This window comes from Citrobacter sp. Res13-Sevr-PEB04-36, from assembly GCF_015672735.1.
GTDB lineage: Bacteria > Pseudomonadota > Gammaproteobacteria > Enterobacterales > Enterobacteriaceae > Citrobacter.
In genome coordinates this window covers 19,082-36,987 of sequence record NZ_JADABY010000023.1, presented here as the reverse complement: position 1 = coordinate 36,987, position 17,906 = coordinate 19,082, and the positions used below count along the sequence as shown (strand labels likewise).

16 protein-coding genes are annotated in these 17,906 nt (G+C 51.2%); 5 read left to right on the top strand and 11 right to left on the bottom strand.

Going from position 1 to position 17,906, the window contains the following annotated elements; all coding sequences use genetic code 11:
- Positions 1-14: 14 nt before the first annotated feature.
- The gene (locus IMQ48_RS06445) at positions 15-1,235 is read right to left on the bottom strand and encodes an MFS transporter (RefSeq protein ID WP_115259189.1); all 1,221 of its coding nucleotides are present in this window, start codon (positions 1,233-1,235) and stop codon (positions 15-17) included.
- A 162-nt stretch (positions 1,236-1,397) separates the two neighbouring features.
- Here IMQ48_RS06445 and ushA point away from each other — a divergent pair, with 162 nt between their 5' ends.
- A complete protein-coding gene (gene ushA / locus IMQ48_RS06440; RefSeq protein WP_196208356.1) occupies positions 1,398-3,050 on the top strand; it encodes a bifunctional UDP-sugar hydrolase/5'-nucleotidase UshA in 1,653 nt (550 codons plus the stop codon).
- A gap of 108 nt (positions 3,051-3,158) precedes the next feature.
- Here ushA and ybaK read toward each other — a convergent pair whose 3' ends face one another.
- Positions 3,159-3,638: a Cys-tRNA(Pro)/Cys-tRNA(Cys) deacylase YbaK gene (gene ybaK, locus IMQ48_RS06435; protein WP_196208355.1), complete on the bottom strand. Its 480-nt coding sequence runs from the start codon at positions 3,636-3,638 to the stop codon at positions 3,159-3,161.
- Between the two features lie 200 nt (positions 3,639-3,838).
- Positions 3,839-4,633 (bottom strand): TraB/GumN family protein, encoded by a 795-nt coding sequence (locus IMQ48_RS06430; protein WP_196208354.1) that lies wholly within the window; start codon positions 4,631-4,633, stop codon positions 3,839-3,841.
- Between IMQ48_RS06430 and IMQ48_RS23000 the strand changes: the two genes are divergently transcribed.
- Entirely contained in the window at positions 4,584-4,961 is a 378-nt protein-coding gene (locus tag IMQ48_RS23000) for a serine hydrolase (protein ID WP_230326300.1), read from the top strand. The two genes, IMQ48_RS06430 and IMQ48_RS23000, sit on opposite strands and share 50 nt — an antisense overlap.
- Before the next feature lie 59 nt (positions 4,962-5,020).
- Here IMQ48_RS23000 and IMQ48_RS06420 read toward each other — a convergent pair whose 3' ends face one another.
- The 3 genes from IMQ48_RS06420 to copA form a co-directional block, all read right to left on the bottom strand.
- Positions 5,021-5,437: a hypothetical protein gene (locus IMQ48_RS06420; protein WP_196208353.1), complete on the bottom strand. Its 417-nt coding sequence runs from the start codon at positions 5,435-5,437 to the stop codon at positions 5,021-5,023.
- Complete coding sequence (locus IMQ48_RS06415; RefSeq protein ID WP_196208352.1) at positions 5,406-7,280, bottom strand: hypothetical protein; 1,875 nt, start codon at positions 7,278-7,280, stop codon at positions 5,406-5,408. Before IMQ48_RS06415 ends, IMQ48_RS06420 begins: the two co-directional genes overlap by 32 nt.
- A 684-nt stretch (positions 7,281-7,964) precedes the next feature.
- On the bottom strand, positions 7,965-10,466 hold the full coding sequence (copA, locus tag IMQ48_RS06410; RefSeq protein ID WP_196208351.1) for a copper-exporting P-type ATPase CopA: 2,502 nt from the start codon (positions 10,464-10,466) through the stop codon (positions 7,965-7,967).
- Positions 10,467-10,575: 109 nt separating this feature from the next.
- On the opposite strand from copA, the gene cueR reads away from it, so the two are divergent.
- The gene (gene cueR, locus IMQ48_RS06405; RefSeq protein WP_096758018.1) at positions 10,576-10,986 is read left to right on the top strand and encodes a Cu(I)-responsive transcriptional regulator; all 411 of its coding nucleotides are present in this window, start codon (positions 10,576-10,578) and stop codon (positions 10,984-10,986) included.
- Here the strand turns inward: cueR and IMQ48_RS06400 are convergent.
- From IMQ48_RS06400 to IMQ48_RS06385, 4 genes are read right to left on the bottom strand one after another with little or no spacing between them, the layout of a single operon-like run.
- Positions 10,983-11,699, bottom strand: a complete 717-nt coding sequence (locus IMQ48_RS06400; RefSeq protein ID WP_196208350.1) for a DUF3142 domain-containing protein — start codon at positions 11,697-11,699, stop codon at positions 10,983-10,985. The genes cueR and IMQ48_RS06400 overlap by 4 nt on opposite strands.
- Positions 11,669-13,813, bottom strand: coding sequence for a hypothetical protein (locus tag IMQ48_RS06395; protein ID WP_196208349.1), 2,145 nt, complete (start codon positions 13,811-13,813; stop codon positions 11,669-11,671). Before IMQ48_RS06395 ends, IMQ48_RS06400 begins: the two co-directional genes overlap by 31 nt.
- Positions 13,814-13,839: 26 nt before the next feature.
- Complete coding sequence (locus IMQ48_RS06390) at positions 13,840-14,292, bottom strand: NfeD family protein (protein WP_182037774.1); 453 nt, start codon at positions 14,290-14,292, stop codon at positions 13,840-13,842.
- A complete protein-coding gene (locus IMQ48_RS06385; RefSeq protein WP_096758014.1) occupies positions 14,289-15,206 on the bottom strand; it encodes an SPFH domain-containing protein in 918 nt (305 codons plus the stop codon). The genes IMQ48_RS06390 and IMQ48_RS06385 overlap by 4 nt, the downstream gene beginning before the upstream one ends.
- Positions 15,207-15,463: 257 nt before the next feature.
- Here IMQ48_RS06385 and fetA point away from each other — a divergent pair, with 257 nt between their 5' ends.
- On the top strand, positions 15,464-16,141 hold the full coding sequence (fetA, locus tag IMQ48_RS06380) for an iron ABC transporter ATP-binding protein FetA (protein ID WP_196208348.1): 678 nt from the start codon (positions 15,464-15,466) through the stop codon (positions 16,139-16,141).
- The gene (gene fetB, locus IMQ48_RS06375) at positions 16,128-16,907 is read left to right on the top strand and encodes an iron export ABC transporter permease subunit FetB (protein ID WP_196208347.1); all 780 of its coding nucleotides are present in this window, start codon (positions 16,128-16,130) and stop codon (positions 16,905-16,907) included. The genes fetA and fetB overlap by 14 nt, the downstream gene beginning before the upstream one ends.
- A gap of 105 nt (positions 16,908-17,012) precedes the next feature.
- Here fetB and IMQ48_RS06370 read toward each other — a convergent pair whose 3' ends face one another.
- Positions 17,013-17,867 carry a co-chaperone YbbN gene (locus tag IMQ48_RS06370; RefSeq protein WP_196208346.1) on the bottom strand — a complete coding sequence of 285 codons (855 nt, stop codon included), beginning with the start codon at positions 17,865-17,867 and terminating at the stop codon, positions 17,013-17,015.
- Between the last annotated feature and the right edge of the window lie 39 nt (positions 17,868-17,906).

Here is a 17,906-nt window from a genome sequence, read left to right as displayed (position 1 = left end):
TGGCCGTCATAAAATCAGGCTTTATGTCGGTTATCAGGTAAGAATATGGTCAGTATCCCCAGAAGCGGCAGGAAAGCACATATTTTATAGACCAAATCAATACTGGTATGGTCGGCAACCAGCCCTAACACCGCGGCTCCTAAGCCACCCATGCCAAAGGCAAAACCGAAAAATAGCCCAGAAACCATGCCGATACGTCCTGGAAGCAGCTCCTGCGCATAGACCAGAATGGCAGAAAAGGCCGATGCCAGGATAAAACCAATGATCACGGTTAAAATTCCGGTCCATTCAAGCGTTGCATAGGGTAAAACGAGAGTAAACGGCGCTACGCCGAGGATAGAGCCCCAAATTACATATTTTCTACCGATTTTATCGCCTAACGGTCCGCCAATAACCGTCCCTGCCGCAACGGCAAACAGGAATGCAAACAGGTGAAACTGCGCATTTTGTACCGATAATCCGAATTTTTGCATCAGATAAAAGGTGTAATAGCTGCTGATGCTCGCCATATAGAAGTATTTGGAGAAAATCAGCACCAGCAGGATGCTAATCGCCAGCACAACTTTGTTGCGCGGTAGCGGGTTAACGATGGCAACTTTCGGCTTACCTTTACTCATCCGATGTTGGGCCGAATACCAACGGCTGATTTGCGCCAGTACCACAATCGCTAACAATGCCGCCAGTACGAACCAGGCCACATTACCCTTACCGTATGGCGCGATGATGACAGCCGCCAGTAACGGCCCCAGGGAGCTGCCGAAGTTACCGCCCACCTGGAAAATAGACTGGGCCAGCCCATGACGACCGCCTGAGGCCATCCGCGCCACGCGGGACGATTCCGGGTGAAATACCGATGAACCCGTGCCGACCAGCGCGGCGGCGAGCAGCACCATGTGGAAATTGCCGGCCATCGCCAGCAATACCAGCCCACTCAGTGTAAAGCACATACCAATAGGCAGTGACCACGGCATCGGATATTTGTCCGTCCAGTAACCGACCACCGGTTGAAGCAGGGAGGAGGTGAGCTGGAAAGTCAGGGTAATCATCCCGATCTGCATAAAGCTCAGCGAGAACTCTGACTGCAACAACGGATAAATCGCCAGGATCAGCGACTGGATCATATCGTTAAGCAGGTGAGAAAGGCTGATCGCCCCTAAAATGCCAAACGAGGTGCGTGCTTTTTGCGACGGCGCAGCAGAGCCGGGGAGCGGTTGAGCGGTTTGATTGGTAGCCATAGGTCCACTTCAATAATGATGAGAAAGGAGCAGGTGTAATTATTATCCGACTAACATACCTGTGGAAGGTGTTTGAAGGAAGTCTCATTTCTGAAAACATTTTCGACTATTATTTCATATCGTTGTAATTTCAGCGGTTGATATTGGGTCAGGGAGAGAAGCATGAAATTTTTGAAACGGGGCGTGGCGCTGGCATTATTTGCCGCTTTTGCGCTGGCAGGTCAGCCTGCTCAGGCTTACGAAAAAGATAAAACCTATAAAATAACCATTCTGCATACCAACGATCATCACGGCCACTTCTGGCGTAGCGAATACGGCGAATACGGGCTGGCGGCGCAAAAAACGCTGGTGGACGGTATTCGTCATGAGGTTGCAGCCGAGGGCGGAAGCGTACTGCTGCTTTCCGGCGGCGACATTAATACCGGTGTACCGGAGTCCGATCTTCAGGATGCTGAACCGGATTTTCGCGGCATGAACCTGATTGGCTATGACGCGATGGCGGTGGGAAATCACGAATTTGATAATCCACTGACCGTGTTGCGACAGCAGGAAAAATGGGCCAAATTCCCGCTCCTCTCCGCCAATATCTACCAGAAAAACACCGGTGAGCGTTTATTCAAACCCTGGGCCATCTTTAAGCGCCAGGATTTAAAAATTGCTGTTATCGGTTTAACCACCGACGACACGGCGAAAATTGGCAACCCGGAATTCTTCACCGACATCGAGTTCCGTAAACCTGCGGATGAAGCCAAGCTGGTGATTCAGGAACTCAATATGGGTGAAAAGCCCGACGTCATTATTGCTACCACGCACATGGGACATTACGACAACGGCAACCACGGTTCTAACGCCCCGGGCGATGTGGAAATGGCGCGTAGCCTGCCCGCTGGTGCGCTGGCAATGATTGTGGGCGGCCACTCACAGGATCCAGTGTGCATGGCATCCGAAAACAAAAAGCAGGTAGATTACGTACCAGGAACCCCGTGTGCGCCGGATAAACAAAATGGTATCTGGATTGTACAAGCCCACGAGTGGGGAAAATATGTAGGCCGTGCGGACTTTGAATTCCGCAATGGCGAAATGAAAATGGTTAACTATCAACTCATTCCGGTAAACCTGAAGAAGAAAGTGACCTGGGATAACGGCAAAAGTGAACGCGTCCTTTTCACCCCGGAAATCCCTGAAAATCAGCAAATGCTCTCCCTGCTAACGCCGTTCCAGAATAAAGGCAAAGCGCAGCTGGAGGTCAAAATTGGCAGCGTCAATGGGCGTCTGGAAGGAGACCGCAGCAAAGTCCGTTTTGTGCAGACTAATATGGGGCGTCTGCTACTGGCAGCGCAAATGGCGCGCACCGGGGCAGATTTTGGCGTGATGAGCGGTGGTGGCGTCCGTGACTCCATTGAAGGCGGCGACATTACCTATAAAAGCGTGCTCAAGGTTCAGCCGTTTGGCAACATTGTGGTCTATGCCGATATGAGTGGTAAAGAGGTGGTTGACTATCTGACCGCCGTTGCGCAAATGAAGCCAGACTCGGGTGCCTATCCGCAATTTGCCAACGTTAGCTTTGTGGCAAAAGACGGCAAGCTTAACGATGTGAAAATCAAGGGTGAGCCCGTTGACCCGGCAAAAACTTATCGCATGGCGACGCTGAGTTTCAATGCTACCGGCGGTGATGGCTATCCGCGAATTGATAACAAGCCGGGCTATGTGAATACCGGTTTTATCGATGCGGAAGTGTTGAAAGAGTACGTGCAGAAGAATTCACCGCTGGATGCCAGTGCGTATGAGCCGAAGGGGGAAGTTAGCTGGCAGTAACTGAGCGCAGTGCCGGATGGCGGTGCAAGCACCTTATCCGGCCTACGAGTCAATGCGGTTTGTAGGCCTGATTAGCGTAGCTCCATCAGGCAATCATTCCAAAACAGGTTAATCGCGGCGTGCGATATCGGCGAATTTCGCATCCAGAATTTTGGCCAGATCGTCCGCCGCCAGTTCAATGTCCAGCCCGCGTTTGCCGCCGGAAACATAAATGGTGTCAAACGTCCGGGCGGGGGCGTCGATAAGCGTCGGAAATCTTTTTTTCTGTCCTAATGGGCTAATGCCGCCTACCAGATAGCCGGTGGCGCGCTGTGCCACCATCGGGTCGGCCATGTCGACCTTTTTTGCGCCGAGCGCCCTGGCGACCTTTTTCAGATCCAGCTGTTCGGCTACCGGCGTGACGGCGACGGCCAGATGTTTCATATCACCATTTACGGCAACCAGCAGTGTTTTATAGACCTGGTCCGCATTCAGACCCAGTTTACGCACTACCTCATCACCAAAGTTGGTCTCTGATGGATCGTGGTCATAGGTATGGATCTGGAACGAAATCTTGTTTTTTTCGAGTAATTTAACGGCGGGTGTCATAGCAATTTTCCTGGCCCAGACAAAATACGACTAAAGCATACGCCTGATGGCGGTCGAAAAAATAGTACCATCTTGCGCAATAGTGTTGGCAGGATGCTGACTTTGAGCGACAATCGACCTACACCGATGCTTTAAGCGTCGGCATAATAATAACGATGAAATTCCTCTTTGACGGGCCAATAGAAATATTGGCCATTTTTTTATCGCAACATCTCCGGCAAATTCCCTTCCCCATAAAGATGCAGTGCGCCCACTGCTACCACATAATGGCCTGCGGGCAGCGCATTGAGCTTTTCCCGCCATGCCTCATTTCGCTGGTGCATCAGGACGTCATATAACGACTGACTGAACGTATTGGGTAACGTGAGATCGTTATTCTGCGGCGGTGTTTTTAACCACCAACCCATCATCTGTTGCAGCAGACGGGCATTGGTATGCCAGTGTGTCAGGGTGTCGTCCAGCAACGCCAGGCCGTTATCCGGTAGCTGACATAAAAGATCGATTTGGCTGGCTGCACCTTCCAGCTCGATGACCGGCTTTTGCGCCTGCTTCGCCTGTTTCAGCAGTTGGTAATCAATCCCGTATTCCGCACGTAGCCCCAGCTGCTGCGCCTGGGTTGCCTGCAATATCATGGCGATTTGCCACAAGGGTTGGGTGGAAAACAGGGAAGGGGAAATGCCCAACTCAGCGCTGACTTTTTGCACGTGGCGGAGCTGCTCGTCGCTGATGCGGTCTTCCAGAGCGGCAAACGTGGGCAGGTTAGCAAACGGCGCATCGTCACCGGAAACATCGGCTTCGACGATCAGCGCGTCGGCGCGGTAGAGCTTTTTCAGGAGTTTGGCGGGCAGAGGGGCCATTTCACGGCTACCCATATGAATACTGCCAATCAGATGAAAATGGCGATTGCCGGGCAACGAGATGTCGATAGCAGGCCAGGTATAATGGTTGCCACGCAGTGCAGACCATAATGCTTTTACCCGGTATAACAGATCCATACGACCTCCCGTTGAAAAATCCCATGCTAGCGCGTGGTCCAGGAAGGTGCAATGCGTGAATCGCCGGATGGCGACGCGAAATCGCCAGGGATGGTGTGTAAACGGCAACGCATTGATGACGCCAACGTTTGGTGTATTAGCCAGTTCAGAAACGTATGGTCATACAGGCTGGACCGGAACGCTGACTTTTATCGACCCGGTTAATCATATGGCTATTGTGATTTTAGGTAACAGGCCATACTCGGCAGTTACAGATCCTAAAGTGAATCCAAACGTTTTTGTAAGTGGGTTATTACCTTCTGCTACGTATGGCTGGGTTGTTGATTAGATATATGGTGCATTAAAATAGAATTAAAGAAGGGACTCTGATAAAGTCCCTTCTTTAATTTACACTACATTTTCAATAAAAATCAAACCAGATATTAGTATAGTCAATATGAACCAAATGGCAGCTTCCACCCTAAAACCTGTAATCAGATAACCAGGTAAACTGCGAATAAATCTATATCCTTCCATGCTCATATCATGATTTGTAACACGATTATATGGAAATATTAGGCTGCCCATTATAAAACCAATTTTTGCATGGTATGCAGCCGGGGAACCTATCAAACTTGCCCCCCTTGCCATACGCGCTGTCTGAGGTAAACTGTCAAATTTTCCTTCATATAGTTTCACGATTTTTTCATAGCTATCTTTATTAATTACATATGAAACAAATACTAATACAACAAAACTAAATAAAATAGCTGTAATAAATAAAAACTGTATATTATCGAAGTTTTCTATCAAAAAGTTTTTCATATATTAATATACCTGATTCTTCATTAAACGTATCGGGTGAATGGGTTAATTTATCTGGATTGTTATCTATCGCGTTATTAAGAGCTTCTCCCAAACGCTCCCCCCATCTTTCACCTTTTTTCTCTGCTGCTTTTCCAGCTATAATTCCCGTACCGATTCCTGTTACCAGGCACAGTCCCGCACCGATCGCTCCCACTTCTGATGTGGCAAGTCCCAATGCCCACATACAGATTCCCCTTGCTGCTGGTCCTGCGACACCTCCCGCAGTAATACCCACTACCTGTTTAGTGCCAAATTTACTATACTCTGTCATTGCAGCTTTTCTGCATTCGCTCTCTCGTCCCTTTGCGCAGGCCTCATAAACGTTAGTTGTATAACTCGCAAAATCAAGACCAATACCAACATAACCTGTCGTTCTCATTACTTTTAGGAGTTTGGCAGATTTTTCTATGTAGCTTGCATAACCTTCAATATCTTTCACACCTGTTTGATCCCACTTATGCATAATGGATTTTGTGGATAAACCCAATGCTTGTTTTATCTGTTCGTATTGTTTTAAATTCAATTGTTCTTTTGAGAATTGATTCAAAATACCATCTAGCTTCTTAAATAATCTTTCTCGTTGACCAAAAAATCCCTCACCAGAAATGCGACCAGAATTGTGGCTATATGTTTTTTTATAAAGTTCCTGTATTTCGTTTAGTGTTTTATTTATTTCTTCATAATAACTTCCCCCAGCATCCTTTATATAACCTAAAATATCCCCGCTTTGTCCTAAAGCATCGCTATATATATTAGATGAAAATATATCTATTGGGGTTCTGTTTTCATACAATAATTTGGCTTCCTCATTCGTCAGAGGTTCCAGTGCTTTATCAATTTTGTCCCTTGCTGTTTGTATTTGCGCAATTTTTTCAGATGACCTGGATAGTGGATCAGCAACAACTAAGATTGAACCTGGCTTTTTCTTTTTTTCTGGATTCAACTGATGATATAACTCTTTTACTCCTGATGGTGGATTGACCATTAACTCATATTCATATGATTTAGGTGTCGTCAATTCTGGTATTACACAAAATCCCGGTTCAACTGATGGTCTGGACTCTGAAATTTGTCTTGTTGCGTGAGCTGGATGTGTGGAATTTTGAGGCATATTTGCTGATTTATAGCTTGCTAAAATATAATCATCATATCTGTATGTAATATTCAAATGGGGGATAAATCGACAGTGGCAAGGACATGTACCTCTACTATGTGCTGAACCAGCCAGTGAACAGATAATTTCCGTTTCGTATTGAGACATATCACGTCCCATTTTTAAGTTATGATTATATAATTCATTACTTATTCTGGTTCGGAATTTAAAATTGGATGTTCTATGTGAAAAAATATCTTCATTTTCATCATTAACGATTATTTTTTTTCTCAGGTTTATCGTTCCCCCCACACTTCCTAGAAATCTACAATGTTCAAATCCGTTTTCAGAACCCCGAAGATAATCGTGGTTCCTTCTATATGAAATAGTTTCTTCATTAAGCCGTTTTATCGATGTTGATGGTGGCTCTACTTTTCGACCCTCCGAATCAATATCACTATCCCAGGAAATTAAGCTTGTTCGGCGAAATAAATCCTTCCCTCTTTCAATCCATGAATCTTTAGGTACTCCGCCTTTAATTTTATATTTTTTACCATTAACTCCGCATACATACTCGTCCATTTCATATACTATTTCCGCTCCATCAACAGTATGGCGTTCCTTACTCTTTAATATAAATCCGCCACAACTCGTTTGATCTCCAGGTGATAATAAAAAACCTTCATAACGCTTATTAAAAGATCTCATAATTAAATTCTTCCATAAACTATCAAAGGTTGATATCAGACTATTTTTATTGGTTTTGTTGTGATGTTACTCGCAAATTTAAAAAAATAATGAGCTTTCACATTAAATATTCAGGATGTAAATCTGATGCCCTGCATTAATAAATATTTTAAATATTGTTCTAATTAAAATAGATATTTTTCAAAGATTAAGTCTATTTATCTTATTTCAGAGAATGATAGATAACGTTCACCAGGTTTACGCGCATTCATTTTTTGAATATTCGTTGCTTAATTATGAGGAATGTTAAATTCGATTCCATTTGCGACAGACGTTTCTAATGGATCGCTGTCAGCAACTAATCCATACGTGAATACTGCATTTCAGTTCTTACTTTGTGAGTCATTCCTGCTAACTCTTAAGGATTTTAATAATACTATCATTTAACCGCATGTTGATTTCCTTTGCATAATGATTGCATACAATCTGCATAACAGCGTGTGATGTTGTGGGGGCTGTTACTGTAAAATCGTATGCATGTATTTGAAATTTCACAACTATTAAATCAACCATAAAATCATAGTGTTATGATTGATTTGCGATAAAATTATAGTCAATGATTTTGAACAATGTAGGTCTGATCCAACCTACAATATCACCTGCACTTTGTAGGCCGGATGAGCGTTAGCGTCATCCGGCACAGGGTTACTCTTTGGGTTTAAAGCGCAGCAGTCGGTTCGCGTTGCTTACCACGGTGATGGAAGAGAGCGCCATCGCGGCTCCTGCGACCACCGGGTTAAGCAGGGTGCCGGTAAACGGCCACAGGATCCCGGCGGCAACGGGAATACCGATGCTGTTGTAGATAAATGCGCCGAGCAGGTTCTGCTTCATATTACGCAAGGTGGCCCGCGAGATAGACAGCGCATCCGCCACGCCCATCAGGCTATGGCGCATCAGCGTAATCGCTGCGGTTTCAATGGCGACATCGCTGCCGCCGCCCATGGCAATCCCCACATCAGCCTGGGCGAGTGCTGGCGCATCGTTAATCCCATCACCGACCATCGCCACCTGACGTCCCTGGCTTTGCAGACGTTTAATCGCCTCGGCTTTCCCGTCCGGCAGGACACCCGCGATCACTTCATCAATACCCGCCTCTTTGGCAATGGCGTTGGCGGTAGTCGGGTTGTCCCCGGTAAGCATCACCAGACGATACCCGGCGCGGTGCAAACGCTGCAGTGCCGCCACGCTGTCGCTGCGCAGTGGATCACGTACCGCAAGCAGTGCGGCCGCTTTACCGTCAATCGCCAGCAGAACTGGGGTTGAACCCTGAGTGGCCTGCGTGGTGATTTCGGCTTCCATCTCTGTGGTGACCACCTGCTGTTCATGGAGTAGCGCCTGGTTGCCCAGCAGCAGCGTATGACCTTCTGCTTCGCCGCTGACGCCTAAACCACGCAGCGTACGGAACCCATTGACCTGCGGCAGGGCCGCATCGCCAGCTTTATCCAGGATCGCGCGGGCCAGCGGGTGGCTGGAACCCTGTTCAAGGGCCGCAGCCAGGCGGATGGCCTGTGCTTCATCGGTGTCACCGAAGGTTTTGATGGCGACAACCTGCGGTTTCCCTTCGGTCAGCGTCCCGGTTTTATCAAACACCACGGTATCAAGCGTGCTGGCACGCTGCAGCGCATCGGCGTCGCGGACCAGAACACCAAACTCTGCGGCACGACCGACCCCGGAAATAATCGACATCGGTGTTGCCAGACCCAGCGCACACGGGCAGGCGATAATCAGTACGGTGGTGGCAATCACCAGCGTATAGACAATTTGCGGTGCCGGGCCGAAGAAATACCAGATTGCGGCGCTGACCAGCGCAATCACTACCACCACCGGAACGAACACCGAGGAGATGCGGTCAGCCAGCTTACCAATCTCCGGCTTGCTGCTTTGCGCCTGACGGACCATACGAATAATGCGCGACAGAGTAGTATGACTACCGACAGCGCTGGCGCGGAACAGCACGCTGCCATCCTGAACCACCGTACCGGCGTGAACGTTGTCGCCTTCGCCTTTTTGTTGCGGGATCGGTTCGCCGGTGAGCATGGCTTCATCCAGCCAGGCTTCGCCCTGGGTTATTTCACCGTCCACCGGGACACGGTCTCCGGTGGTCAGGCGCAGTAACATGCCCGCCTGAACATCGGCCAGCGGGACGTTTCTTTCGCCTTCTTCCGTCACCACGCGCGCGGTCGGTGGCGTGAGGTCGAGCAGTTTTTCCAGTGCTTTAGACGAGCGTTGACGGGCGCGCGCCTCCAGCATATGTCCGAGGTTAATCAGACCGATAATCATCGCACTGGCTTCATAATAGAGGTGGCGTGCTTCCAGTGGGAACCACTGCGGCCAGAGGTTAACGCTCATCGAATAGAGCCAGGCCACCCCGGTTCCGAGCGCCACCAGGGTATCCATGGTCGCGGTGCCGTTCATCAGGCTTTTCCACGCGCTGCGGTAAAAGTGACCGCCTGCGAAGACCATCACGGCGAGCGTCGCCAGACCGATAACCAACCACAGGCTGCGGTTATCGGCGGTGACCATCATGTTATCGCCCATCATGCCCCACACCATCACCGGTACGCCCAGCAACAGCGCGACTGCGGCCTGCCAGCGAAAGCGTTTCATGGTGGCAACAGCTGTTTCCTGCTGGCGTTCACGACGTTTAACATCGTCTTCGATGGCTTCAGCGCCGTAACCTGCTTTCTCTACGGCCTGAACTAATTCTTCGGCGGAAGCGCTACCCATTACCAGCGCAGTACGCTCCGCCAGATTTACCCGTGCCTGCGTGACACCCGGTACGTTTTGCAACGCATTTTGTACCCGGGAAACACAGCTGGCGCAGCTCATGCCGCTCAACAACAACTGTTGGCTGTCATCTTCAGCGGTCGCTACCGGAAGCTCAGAAGAGACCGCTGTCAGCGCTTCCGACGGGATTGATGACTCCGCCAGCGGTTTAGCCTTTGGGTGGCTTAACTCTGCGCCGTAACCGGCTTGCTTGATGGTTTCAATTAACGCTTCGGCGCTGGCGCTACCGGTAACGTGTGCTTCGGTCACGGTGACATCCGCTTGCTCAACATCCGGACGTTGTTCGAGACTTTCTTTGACGCGTTTAACGCAATGACCACAGGACAATCCGTCCAGAGTCAGGTCGATGGTTTGAGACATAACAATAATCCTCTATGATTGGTCGGTGGTTTATTGACCTTGGCAATCGTTTTGACTAACTGTTATAAAGGTTAAACCTTCCATCAAGGGGAAGGTCAAGGGGGAAGATGTGAATATATCCGATGTTGCTAAAAAAACCGGTTTAACCAGTAAAGCTATCCGCTTTTATGAAGAGAAAGGGTTGGTGACGCCGCCGCTGCGTAGCGAAAACGGATACCGCACTTACACTCAACAGCATCTGAACGAACTGACGCTGCTACGTCAGGCGCGGCAGGTTGGCTTTAACCTTGAAGAGTGCGGTGAGCTGGTAAACCTGTTTAACGATCCGGCACGCCACAGCGCGGATGTGAAAAAGCGCACCCTGGAAAAAGTAGCCGACATCGAGCGGCACATTAACGAACTCCAGGCGATGCGCACGCATTTGCTGGCGCTGGCGGACAGCTGCCCCGGCGATGACAGCGCCGAATGCCCGATCATTGATAATCTCTCCGGCTGCTGCCACCACAAAGCGAAGGCCTAAAGGCGAGGCGGTTGCAGCATAAAGACCACCGTGCCGCGATACCACGGTGATGTCTCCAACTGCGCTTCCGCCTGCACATCCCGACTACCGTGTTGTACCAGCCCGAGCTTAAACGGAATGCGTAACCGGGTGAGTGCGGGCAGATACGCCTGATAATTGGCTACCGTGTGACGTCCCTGATAGCTCTGCACCACCAGTTCATCAACCGGTAGCGCGTTCAGCGTGGCGACATCGCCGGTCCTGGCCCAGTCCAGCAGTCCGGTTACCCCAAGAGCGAACTCCGGCGGCAGTTGTTGACGCAGCTGTTGCAGAAATCGGGCATAATCGGCGAGCTGATGGGTTGCCGCGTCAAAATCAACCTGCAGGCCGACCACGTGGTTGCCTGCGGCCTGCCAGCGCTGCAACAGCCGCACGATACGCGCCGGGATCGTATCCGGCACGTCGAGGGTAGTAAAACGCACGGTCAGCCAGATTGACGGAAAGGTCAGGCGACTGACCGGCAGACCAAGACGCTGAAAGACCACCTGACCCGAGCGGGTCAGCACTTCGCCCTGGTGCAGATACACCGTTTGCGCGTCCCGCAGCTCGTCGCTGGCTTTTACCCCGGACCATAACCAAAAGGCCTGATGTTCACGGGCAGCTACCGTTTCTGCGGCCTGAGCCTGTCCGCTCAGCAGCGCAATTACCAGTAGTATTTGAGTTTTTGCGCCCACGGGCTTCCTGGATACTTCGTCTTCAACTGTGTGTACCAGTCTTTACGCTGCGACTTGTCCACCTCTTCACCGCCGCATTCGTTATAACCCGATGGCGCATAGCACATGATGGCCCGGTACAGCGCAAAACTCTTGTCTTCGACTTCTGCGTTGGGGGAAGCGATCACCTGCTGATAATAACGCTGGCGGTCAAACTGTCCGAATGGCTCTTTGCGTGAGATGGCCGAGCCCAGCACGTCGTTACCGGCGCTGTCTGCCTGCAGATCAACATGGGTTTGCGAGGTGCGGAAGAATTCCCCCAGGCAGTTCAACGCGTGGGCATCATCCGCTTTTTTGCTTAGCACTGTGACCGTTTCATCGAGGCTACGGCAGGTGTAACCGGCCTGGGCGGCGTCGCCGTTCCAGTCAAAGGTACTCAGATTAACGTCAGCAAACGACTCGCCAATCACCGGTGGCGTAATCGCGCCAGCCAGCTTTTTGTCGTTCAACCAGTCGCTAAAACGATTCTCGGTGAGATCGCGTACCAACAATGTATGCAGGGCGATGGTGCGTTCTTCGTTGTTGGGGCCGCGAGTGGCCTGCTGGCGCAGCAGCTCTGGTGTTGCTTGTGCTTTTAGCACCTGCGAACGAAAACGCAGGTTCGTCACCGCGCTGTCCGGGGCGAAAATAGATGCAATGTCGCCGCTGTAAACCAGCGTTGCCGCCAGCTTGGCCTGGATATACTGCTGCTGTTCGGGGTCCTGACTGATTTTTAGTAGCTGCTGCCAGAACGCGCGCGCGGCGGGCCACTGCTGTTGCCCCATCAGCGCTTCGCCGTACAGCACCTGCTCACTGAAGGCGAGAATGTCGTGTGCGGGGAGTTTTTGCGCCGGGGTCACCGCCTGCACAATGGCCGCGTAGTTGCCCGTCGCCATCCACAGATTCAGCTGCAGGTCCTGCCACAGCGCGAGTTTCCCGCTCTTTTCAAACACCGGTTTACTGGCATCAAGCTGGGCCTGCGTCAGCGTCGGTTTGTTCTCGTTGTTCAGACGCAGCGCGCGCAGCAACTCGATATAGCTGACCTGCGGGGCGTCCGGGAAGGCATCCACCACAGATTGTTCGTAGAACTCCATGCCGAAGACATTATCGTATTCGATGACCGTATCGCGCAGCTGCTGTGCGTCGGTTGTCTGCTGGAAGGCTTGTTCATACAGCCCAGCCAGCGGCGGCCATGCCTGCAAATACCAGTTAATCCGGCGTAGCATGCCGCGTGCGGAGTCGGCGTACAGCCCCTGCGGGAAGCGTTGCAGATAAGCCTGGGCCTGAGTTTGCGCCTGACTGGCATCCTGACGGTTGATTTTTGCACTATCAAAGTCGCCGTATTCGCCGACGCTGTTCTGGCTGCTCTTGTTCAGCGCGGTGCGCATCAGCATATATTGCGCGGTTTCTGCCAGCCACGGACTACTGTTGGTGGCTAGCTGCGTGAAATCCTGTTCGGCAGTGACGTAGTCGCCTTCGTAGAAACGGGCGGCGGCAATCAGATAAGCTTTATACTGTTGCGCGGATGAATCGGCAGGGATGGTGGCAAGAGAAGGTGTAATTTGTTCAGCGGTTGCGCCGGAAAGCAGTCCCATACGCGCCCGGGCTAACGCCTGGCGTTGTTCAGCCGTTAACGCGGTATCGGCCAGCAGCGCGGCAAAGAACTGGCTGACGCTGTCTGTCGTATTCGACACATGGCGGTTTTCTTGCTCTGCGTCGTTGGCGTTTATCTCTCCGGGGGCGATCTGCAACTCGGTCATCTGGCGGGTAAGCACATCATCTTTGCTTTGCACAGGGGCGGCGGCTGGCGGCGGAGATACTTCATCCCACTGTGGATGATAAGCAAAATAGTAATCGCGGGAGCGGGTAACATCCGCAGGCAGTGACTGCACCGGCAGGGTGAATGATTTCTCCTGGCTCAACAGACGCAGCAGGTTATCACGGGAGTCGTTTTCCGGGCTGAGCACCGGGATGCCTTTCAGCAGACAGCTCGCATCGCTCCATTTGCAATCTTCCATATCAAAAGAGGCAAATGCCTGTGGGGCACCCGCCAGCAAGGTACACACGGCAAAGGCGAGGGATGTCTTCCTGACCATAATCTTTGTTCCTGTCATTATGTGGGTTATAAGGCTCTGATAATCAGGGTAATGCCTTCAACGGCAATCACCTCAACCTGTGTTCCTGCGCTCAAATCGTCACGCGCACTGACCGGCCAGGAGCTGTCGCCCACGCGCATATGTCCACGCCCGTTCACCAGCGCTGTTTCCAGCACAAACCGGCGACCGACCAACTGCTGCCCGCGCTGGTTGAGATGACTGTCTGCTGGTTTTTGTTCCTGCACGCGCTTTGCTAACCACTTCCACCACAGCCAGGCTGCCAGCAGCGTTAAGACGGCGAACATCGCGCCCTGCCACGCCCAGTCGAGCGGTAACAGCCAAACCACCAGACCGGTGATGACTGCCGCCACGCCGCTCCACAGCAGATAGCCGTTGCCGCCCAACATCTCGGCGGCCAGTAACAGACCGCCGAGGCTGAGCCAGAAGATGTGTGGATGAACCAGAATCATCGCAATCATGATTTGTTCCGCTCGCTGGCGCTGTCCTTAATCAGTTCGCTAATACCAGCAATGGAACCCATCAGGCTGCTGGCATCCAGTGGCATCATCACCACTTTGCTGTTATTGGACGACCCGATTTGTTGCAGCGCTTCGGTGTATTTCTGCGCCACGAAGTAGTTCACGGCCTGAATATCCCCGGCGGCAATGGCCTCAGACACCATTTGCGTTGCGCGGGCTTCGGCTTCGGCGGAACGTTCGCGCGCTTCGGCCTGCAAGAACGCGGACTGGCGTTCACCTTCTGCTTTCAGGATTTTCGACTGCTTCTCACCTTCGGCCTTGACGATCTCGGCCTGGCGGATCCCTTCGGCCTCAAGAATATAAGCGCGCTTGGTTCGTTCCGCTTTCATCTGGGCGTTCATGGCGTCGATAAGCTCGGCCGGTGGGCGCACATCGCGGATCTCAATACGGGTAATTTTGATGCCCCACGGGTTGGTGGCTTCATCAACGATATGCAGCAAACGCGTATTGATGTTGTCGCGCTGGGAAAGCATTTCGTCCAGCTCCATCGAGCCGAGAACGGTACGGATGTTGGTCATCGTCAGGTTGATGATCGCCAGTTCCAGATTGCTGACTTCATACGCCGCTTTTGGCGCGTCGATCACCTGAATAAAGCATACCGCGTCGATGGACACGTTAGCGTTATCTTTGGAGATGACTTCCTGCGACGGAATATCGAGAACCTGCTCCATCATGTTGATCTTACGACCAATCCGGTCCATGAACGGTACCACGAGGCTTAAGCCTGGCTGCAGAGTTTTGGTGTAACGGCCAAAGCGTTCCACCGTCCACTGGTATCCCTGAGGGACGATTTTGACGCCTGCGCCAACAATCACCAGCGCGACAAAAATGAGAATGGGGATGAAAATAAGCATCGATAAAACCTCCTGTTACGCTGTCCTTTACTGCCTGATAAGTCAAATTATACCCGATTAATCAAGGTTGGCTCCCCTATAATAAATTACAAGCATATACCCGTCATACTTTAAGTTGCATGTGCGTTAGCTACGTTCGTTCACCCCTGGAACACAATTATCTATGTTCCAGGGGGCACTCACTTGCCGCCTTCATGCAACTCGAATTATTTTGGGTATAGACTGTCTGCACGAAAGCGGTAAAAAAGGGATATGTGATGGAAGACAGCAGTATTCTGCTTCAGCTCAATGAGGTCGGCTGGCAGGCGGGTAACACGAAGATTCTCAATAATATCTGTTTTAATCTCCACGCCGGGGAATTTAAGCTCATAACAGGCCCATCCGGCTGCGGTAAAAGTACATTGCTGAAGATCGTGGCCTCGTTAATAAGCCCGAGCGACGGTGAGATCCTCTTTGAGGGAAAGGAGATATCCACGCTCAAACCCGAAGCGTACCGACAGCAGGTCTCGTATTGCGCGCAAACCCCCGCGTTGTTTGGCGACACCGTTTACGACAATCTCATTTTTCCGTGGCAAATTCGGCATAAACACCCACAAGAAGAGGCGTTTCTCGCCGATCTGGCGCGCTTTGAGCTACCCGAGACGATCCTCAAAAAAGGCATCAATGAACTGTCCGGCGGTGAAAAGCAACGCGTCTCGCTCATTCGTAATTTGCAGTTTTTGCCCAAGATTCTGCTGCTCGATGAAATCACCAGCGCGCTGGATGAAACCAATAAGCGGAATGTAAATGAGCTTATTCATCGCTACGTTCGCGAGAAAAATATGGCAGTGTTGTGGGTGACGCACGACAAAGATGAAATTAATCATGCGGATAATGTCATAACCCTCCAGCCGCTTGCCGGAGAAATGCAGGAAACACGCAATGAACGAGCATAATATTACCAATGAGTCGCTGGCATTAGCGATGATGCTGGTGGTGGTGGCTATTCTGATTAGCCACAAAGAAAAACTGGCGCTGGAAAAAGATATTCTCTGGAGCGTTTGCCGGGCGGTTGTCCAGCTTATTATCGTCGGCTACGTGCTGAAATATATCTTCGGTGTGAACCACAGCATCCTGACCTTATTGATGGTGCTGTTTATCTGTTTTAATGCCGCCTATAACGCGCAAAAACGCAGTAAATATATCGGTAACGCCTTTATCTCGTCGTTTATTGCAATAACGGCAGGGGCCGGACTGACGCTGGCGGTACTGGTGCTGTCAGGCTCCATTGAGTTCACGCCGATGCAGGTGATCCCGATTTCCGGCATGATTGCGGGTAATGCGATGGTGGCGGTGGGGCTGTGTTATAACAATCTTGGCCAGCGATTTAACAGCGAGCAGCAGCAAATTCAGGAAAAGTTAAGTCTCGGGGCCACGCCGAAAATTGCCTCCGCACCGTTAATTCGCGACAGTATTCGTGCGTCGCTGATCCCAACCATTGATTCCGCGAAAACCGTCGGTCTGGTGAGCTTGCCGGGGATGATGTCAGGGTTAATCTTTGCCGGTATCGATCCAGTAAAAGCGATCAAATATCAGATTATGGTGACCTTTATGCTGCTTTCTACCGCCAGCCTGTCGACCATTATCGCCTGCTATTTAACCTATCGGAAGTTCTATAATTCGCGCCACCAATTAGTCGTAACGCATCTGAAGAAGACGTAATGTGAAGCCGGATGGCGGCTACCGCCTTATCCGGCCTACGGGATCGGTATTTGTAGAATTTGTAGGCCTGATAAGCGCAAGCGCCATCGGGCAACATCACGCGGATTAGTACAACAGCGCGTACAGCTGACGACGATACTTCGACGCCAGCGCATCGCCGGTGCCTAATGCGGCGAGGATCTCCTGGAAGGTCTTCCGCGCCTGGCCGTCGGCGGCGGCAAGATCTGTTCTCAGGTGGCTGAACAGCAACTCCAGCGCTTCTTCGTTACGTCCGACCTGATGCAGTTGGATTGCCAGTTGGGTGGCCAGTGCGGCATCCTGCGGGTTATCTGCTACCTGTTGCTGCAGCTGCTGGATTTCCGGCGTGTCCGCCGCCTGCTTCAGCAGTTCAATCTGGGCGACCAGGCCCTGATAGCGGGTGTCCTGATCCTGCAACGGAATGGTTTTCAGCACCGCTTCGGCATCGTCGGAGCGGTTCAGGGCGATTTGCGTTTCTGCCAGCAGCAGGCCAATTTCGCTGCTCTGATTGGAGATCTGCCAGGCTTCTTTCAGCAGCGGCAGCGCGTCAGCGTGATTGCCTGCTTCAATGAATTCGATGGCCTGGCGTGCTTTCAGCTCTTCTTCGCTTGGCAGGACTTTCTCGAGCAGCGCACGGATCACCTCTTCCGGCTGCGGTCCCTGGAAACCGTCCACCGGCTGACCGTTCTGGAACAGATACACCGTTGGGATGGCGCGCAGGCCAAACTGCGAGGCGATCATCTGCTCGGCGTCGCAGTCCAGTTTAGCGAGAATAAACTGACCGTTGTACTGGGCGACCAGGCTTTCCAGCACTGGTGTCAGTTGCTGGCAATGCTGGCTGCGTTCAGACCAGAAATAGAACAGGACCGGCGTGGTCATCGACAGTTCAAGGGTCTGCTGCAGGTTAGATTCGTTAATATTGACAATATTTTGTACGGACATGGAGTCACTCTCTATTCGTCGATTTGTTTTTACATGGGG

Coding starts and splice junctions, on each gene's coding strand:
- IMQ48_RS06395 (WP_196208349.1), bottom strand. CDS start 13,813: ATGGTCAGGAAGACATCCCTCGCCTTTGCCGTGTGTACCTTGCTGGCG.
- copA (WP_196208351.1), bottom strand. CDS start 10,466: ATGTCTCAAACCATCGACCTGACTCTGGACGGATTGTCCTGTGGTCAT.
- ybaK (WP_196208355.1), bottom strand. CDS start 3,638: ATGACACCCGCCGTTAAATTACTCGAAAAAAACAAGATTTCGTTCCAG.
- IMQ48_RS06445 (WP_115259189.1), bottom strand. CDS start 1,235: ATGGCTACCAATCAAACCGCTCAACCGCTCCCCGGCTCTGCTGCGCCG.
- fetB (WP_196208347.1), top strand. CDS start 16,128: ATGAACGAGCATAATATTACCAATGAGTCGCTGGCATTAGCGATGATG.
- ushA (WP_196208356.1), top strand. CDS start 1,398: ATGAAATTTTTGAAACGGGGCGTGGCGCTGGCATTATTTGCCGCTTTT.
- IMQ48_RS06430 (WP_196208354.1), bottom strand. CDS start 4,633: ATGGATCTGTTATACCGGGTAAAAGCATTATGGTCTGCACTGCGTGGC.
- IMQ48_RS06415 (WP_196208352.1), bottom strand. CDS start 7,280: ATGAGATCTTTTAATAAGCGTTATGAAGGTTTTTTATTATCACCTGGA.
- IMQ48_RS06370 (WP_196208346.1), bottom strand. CDS start 17,867: ATGTCCGTACAAAATATTGTCAATATTAACGAATCTAACCTGCAGCAG.
- IMQ48_RS06390 (WP_182037774.1), bottom strand. CDS start 14,292: ATGATTGCGATGATTCTGGTTCATCCACACATCTTCTGGCTCAGCCTC.
- IMQ48_RS06420 (WP_196208353.1), bottom strand. CDS start 5,437: ATGAAAAACTTTTTGATAGAAAACTTCGATAATATACAGTTTTTATTT.
- fetA (WP_196208348.1), top strand. CDS start 15,464: ATGGAAGACAGCAGTATTCTGCTTCAGCTCAATGAGGTCGGCTGGCAG.
- IMQ48_RS06385 (WP_096758014.1), bottom strand. CDS start 15,206: ATGCTTATTTTCATCCCCATTCTCATTTTTGTCGCGCTGGTGATTGTT.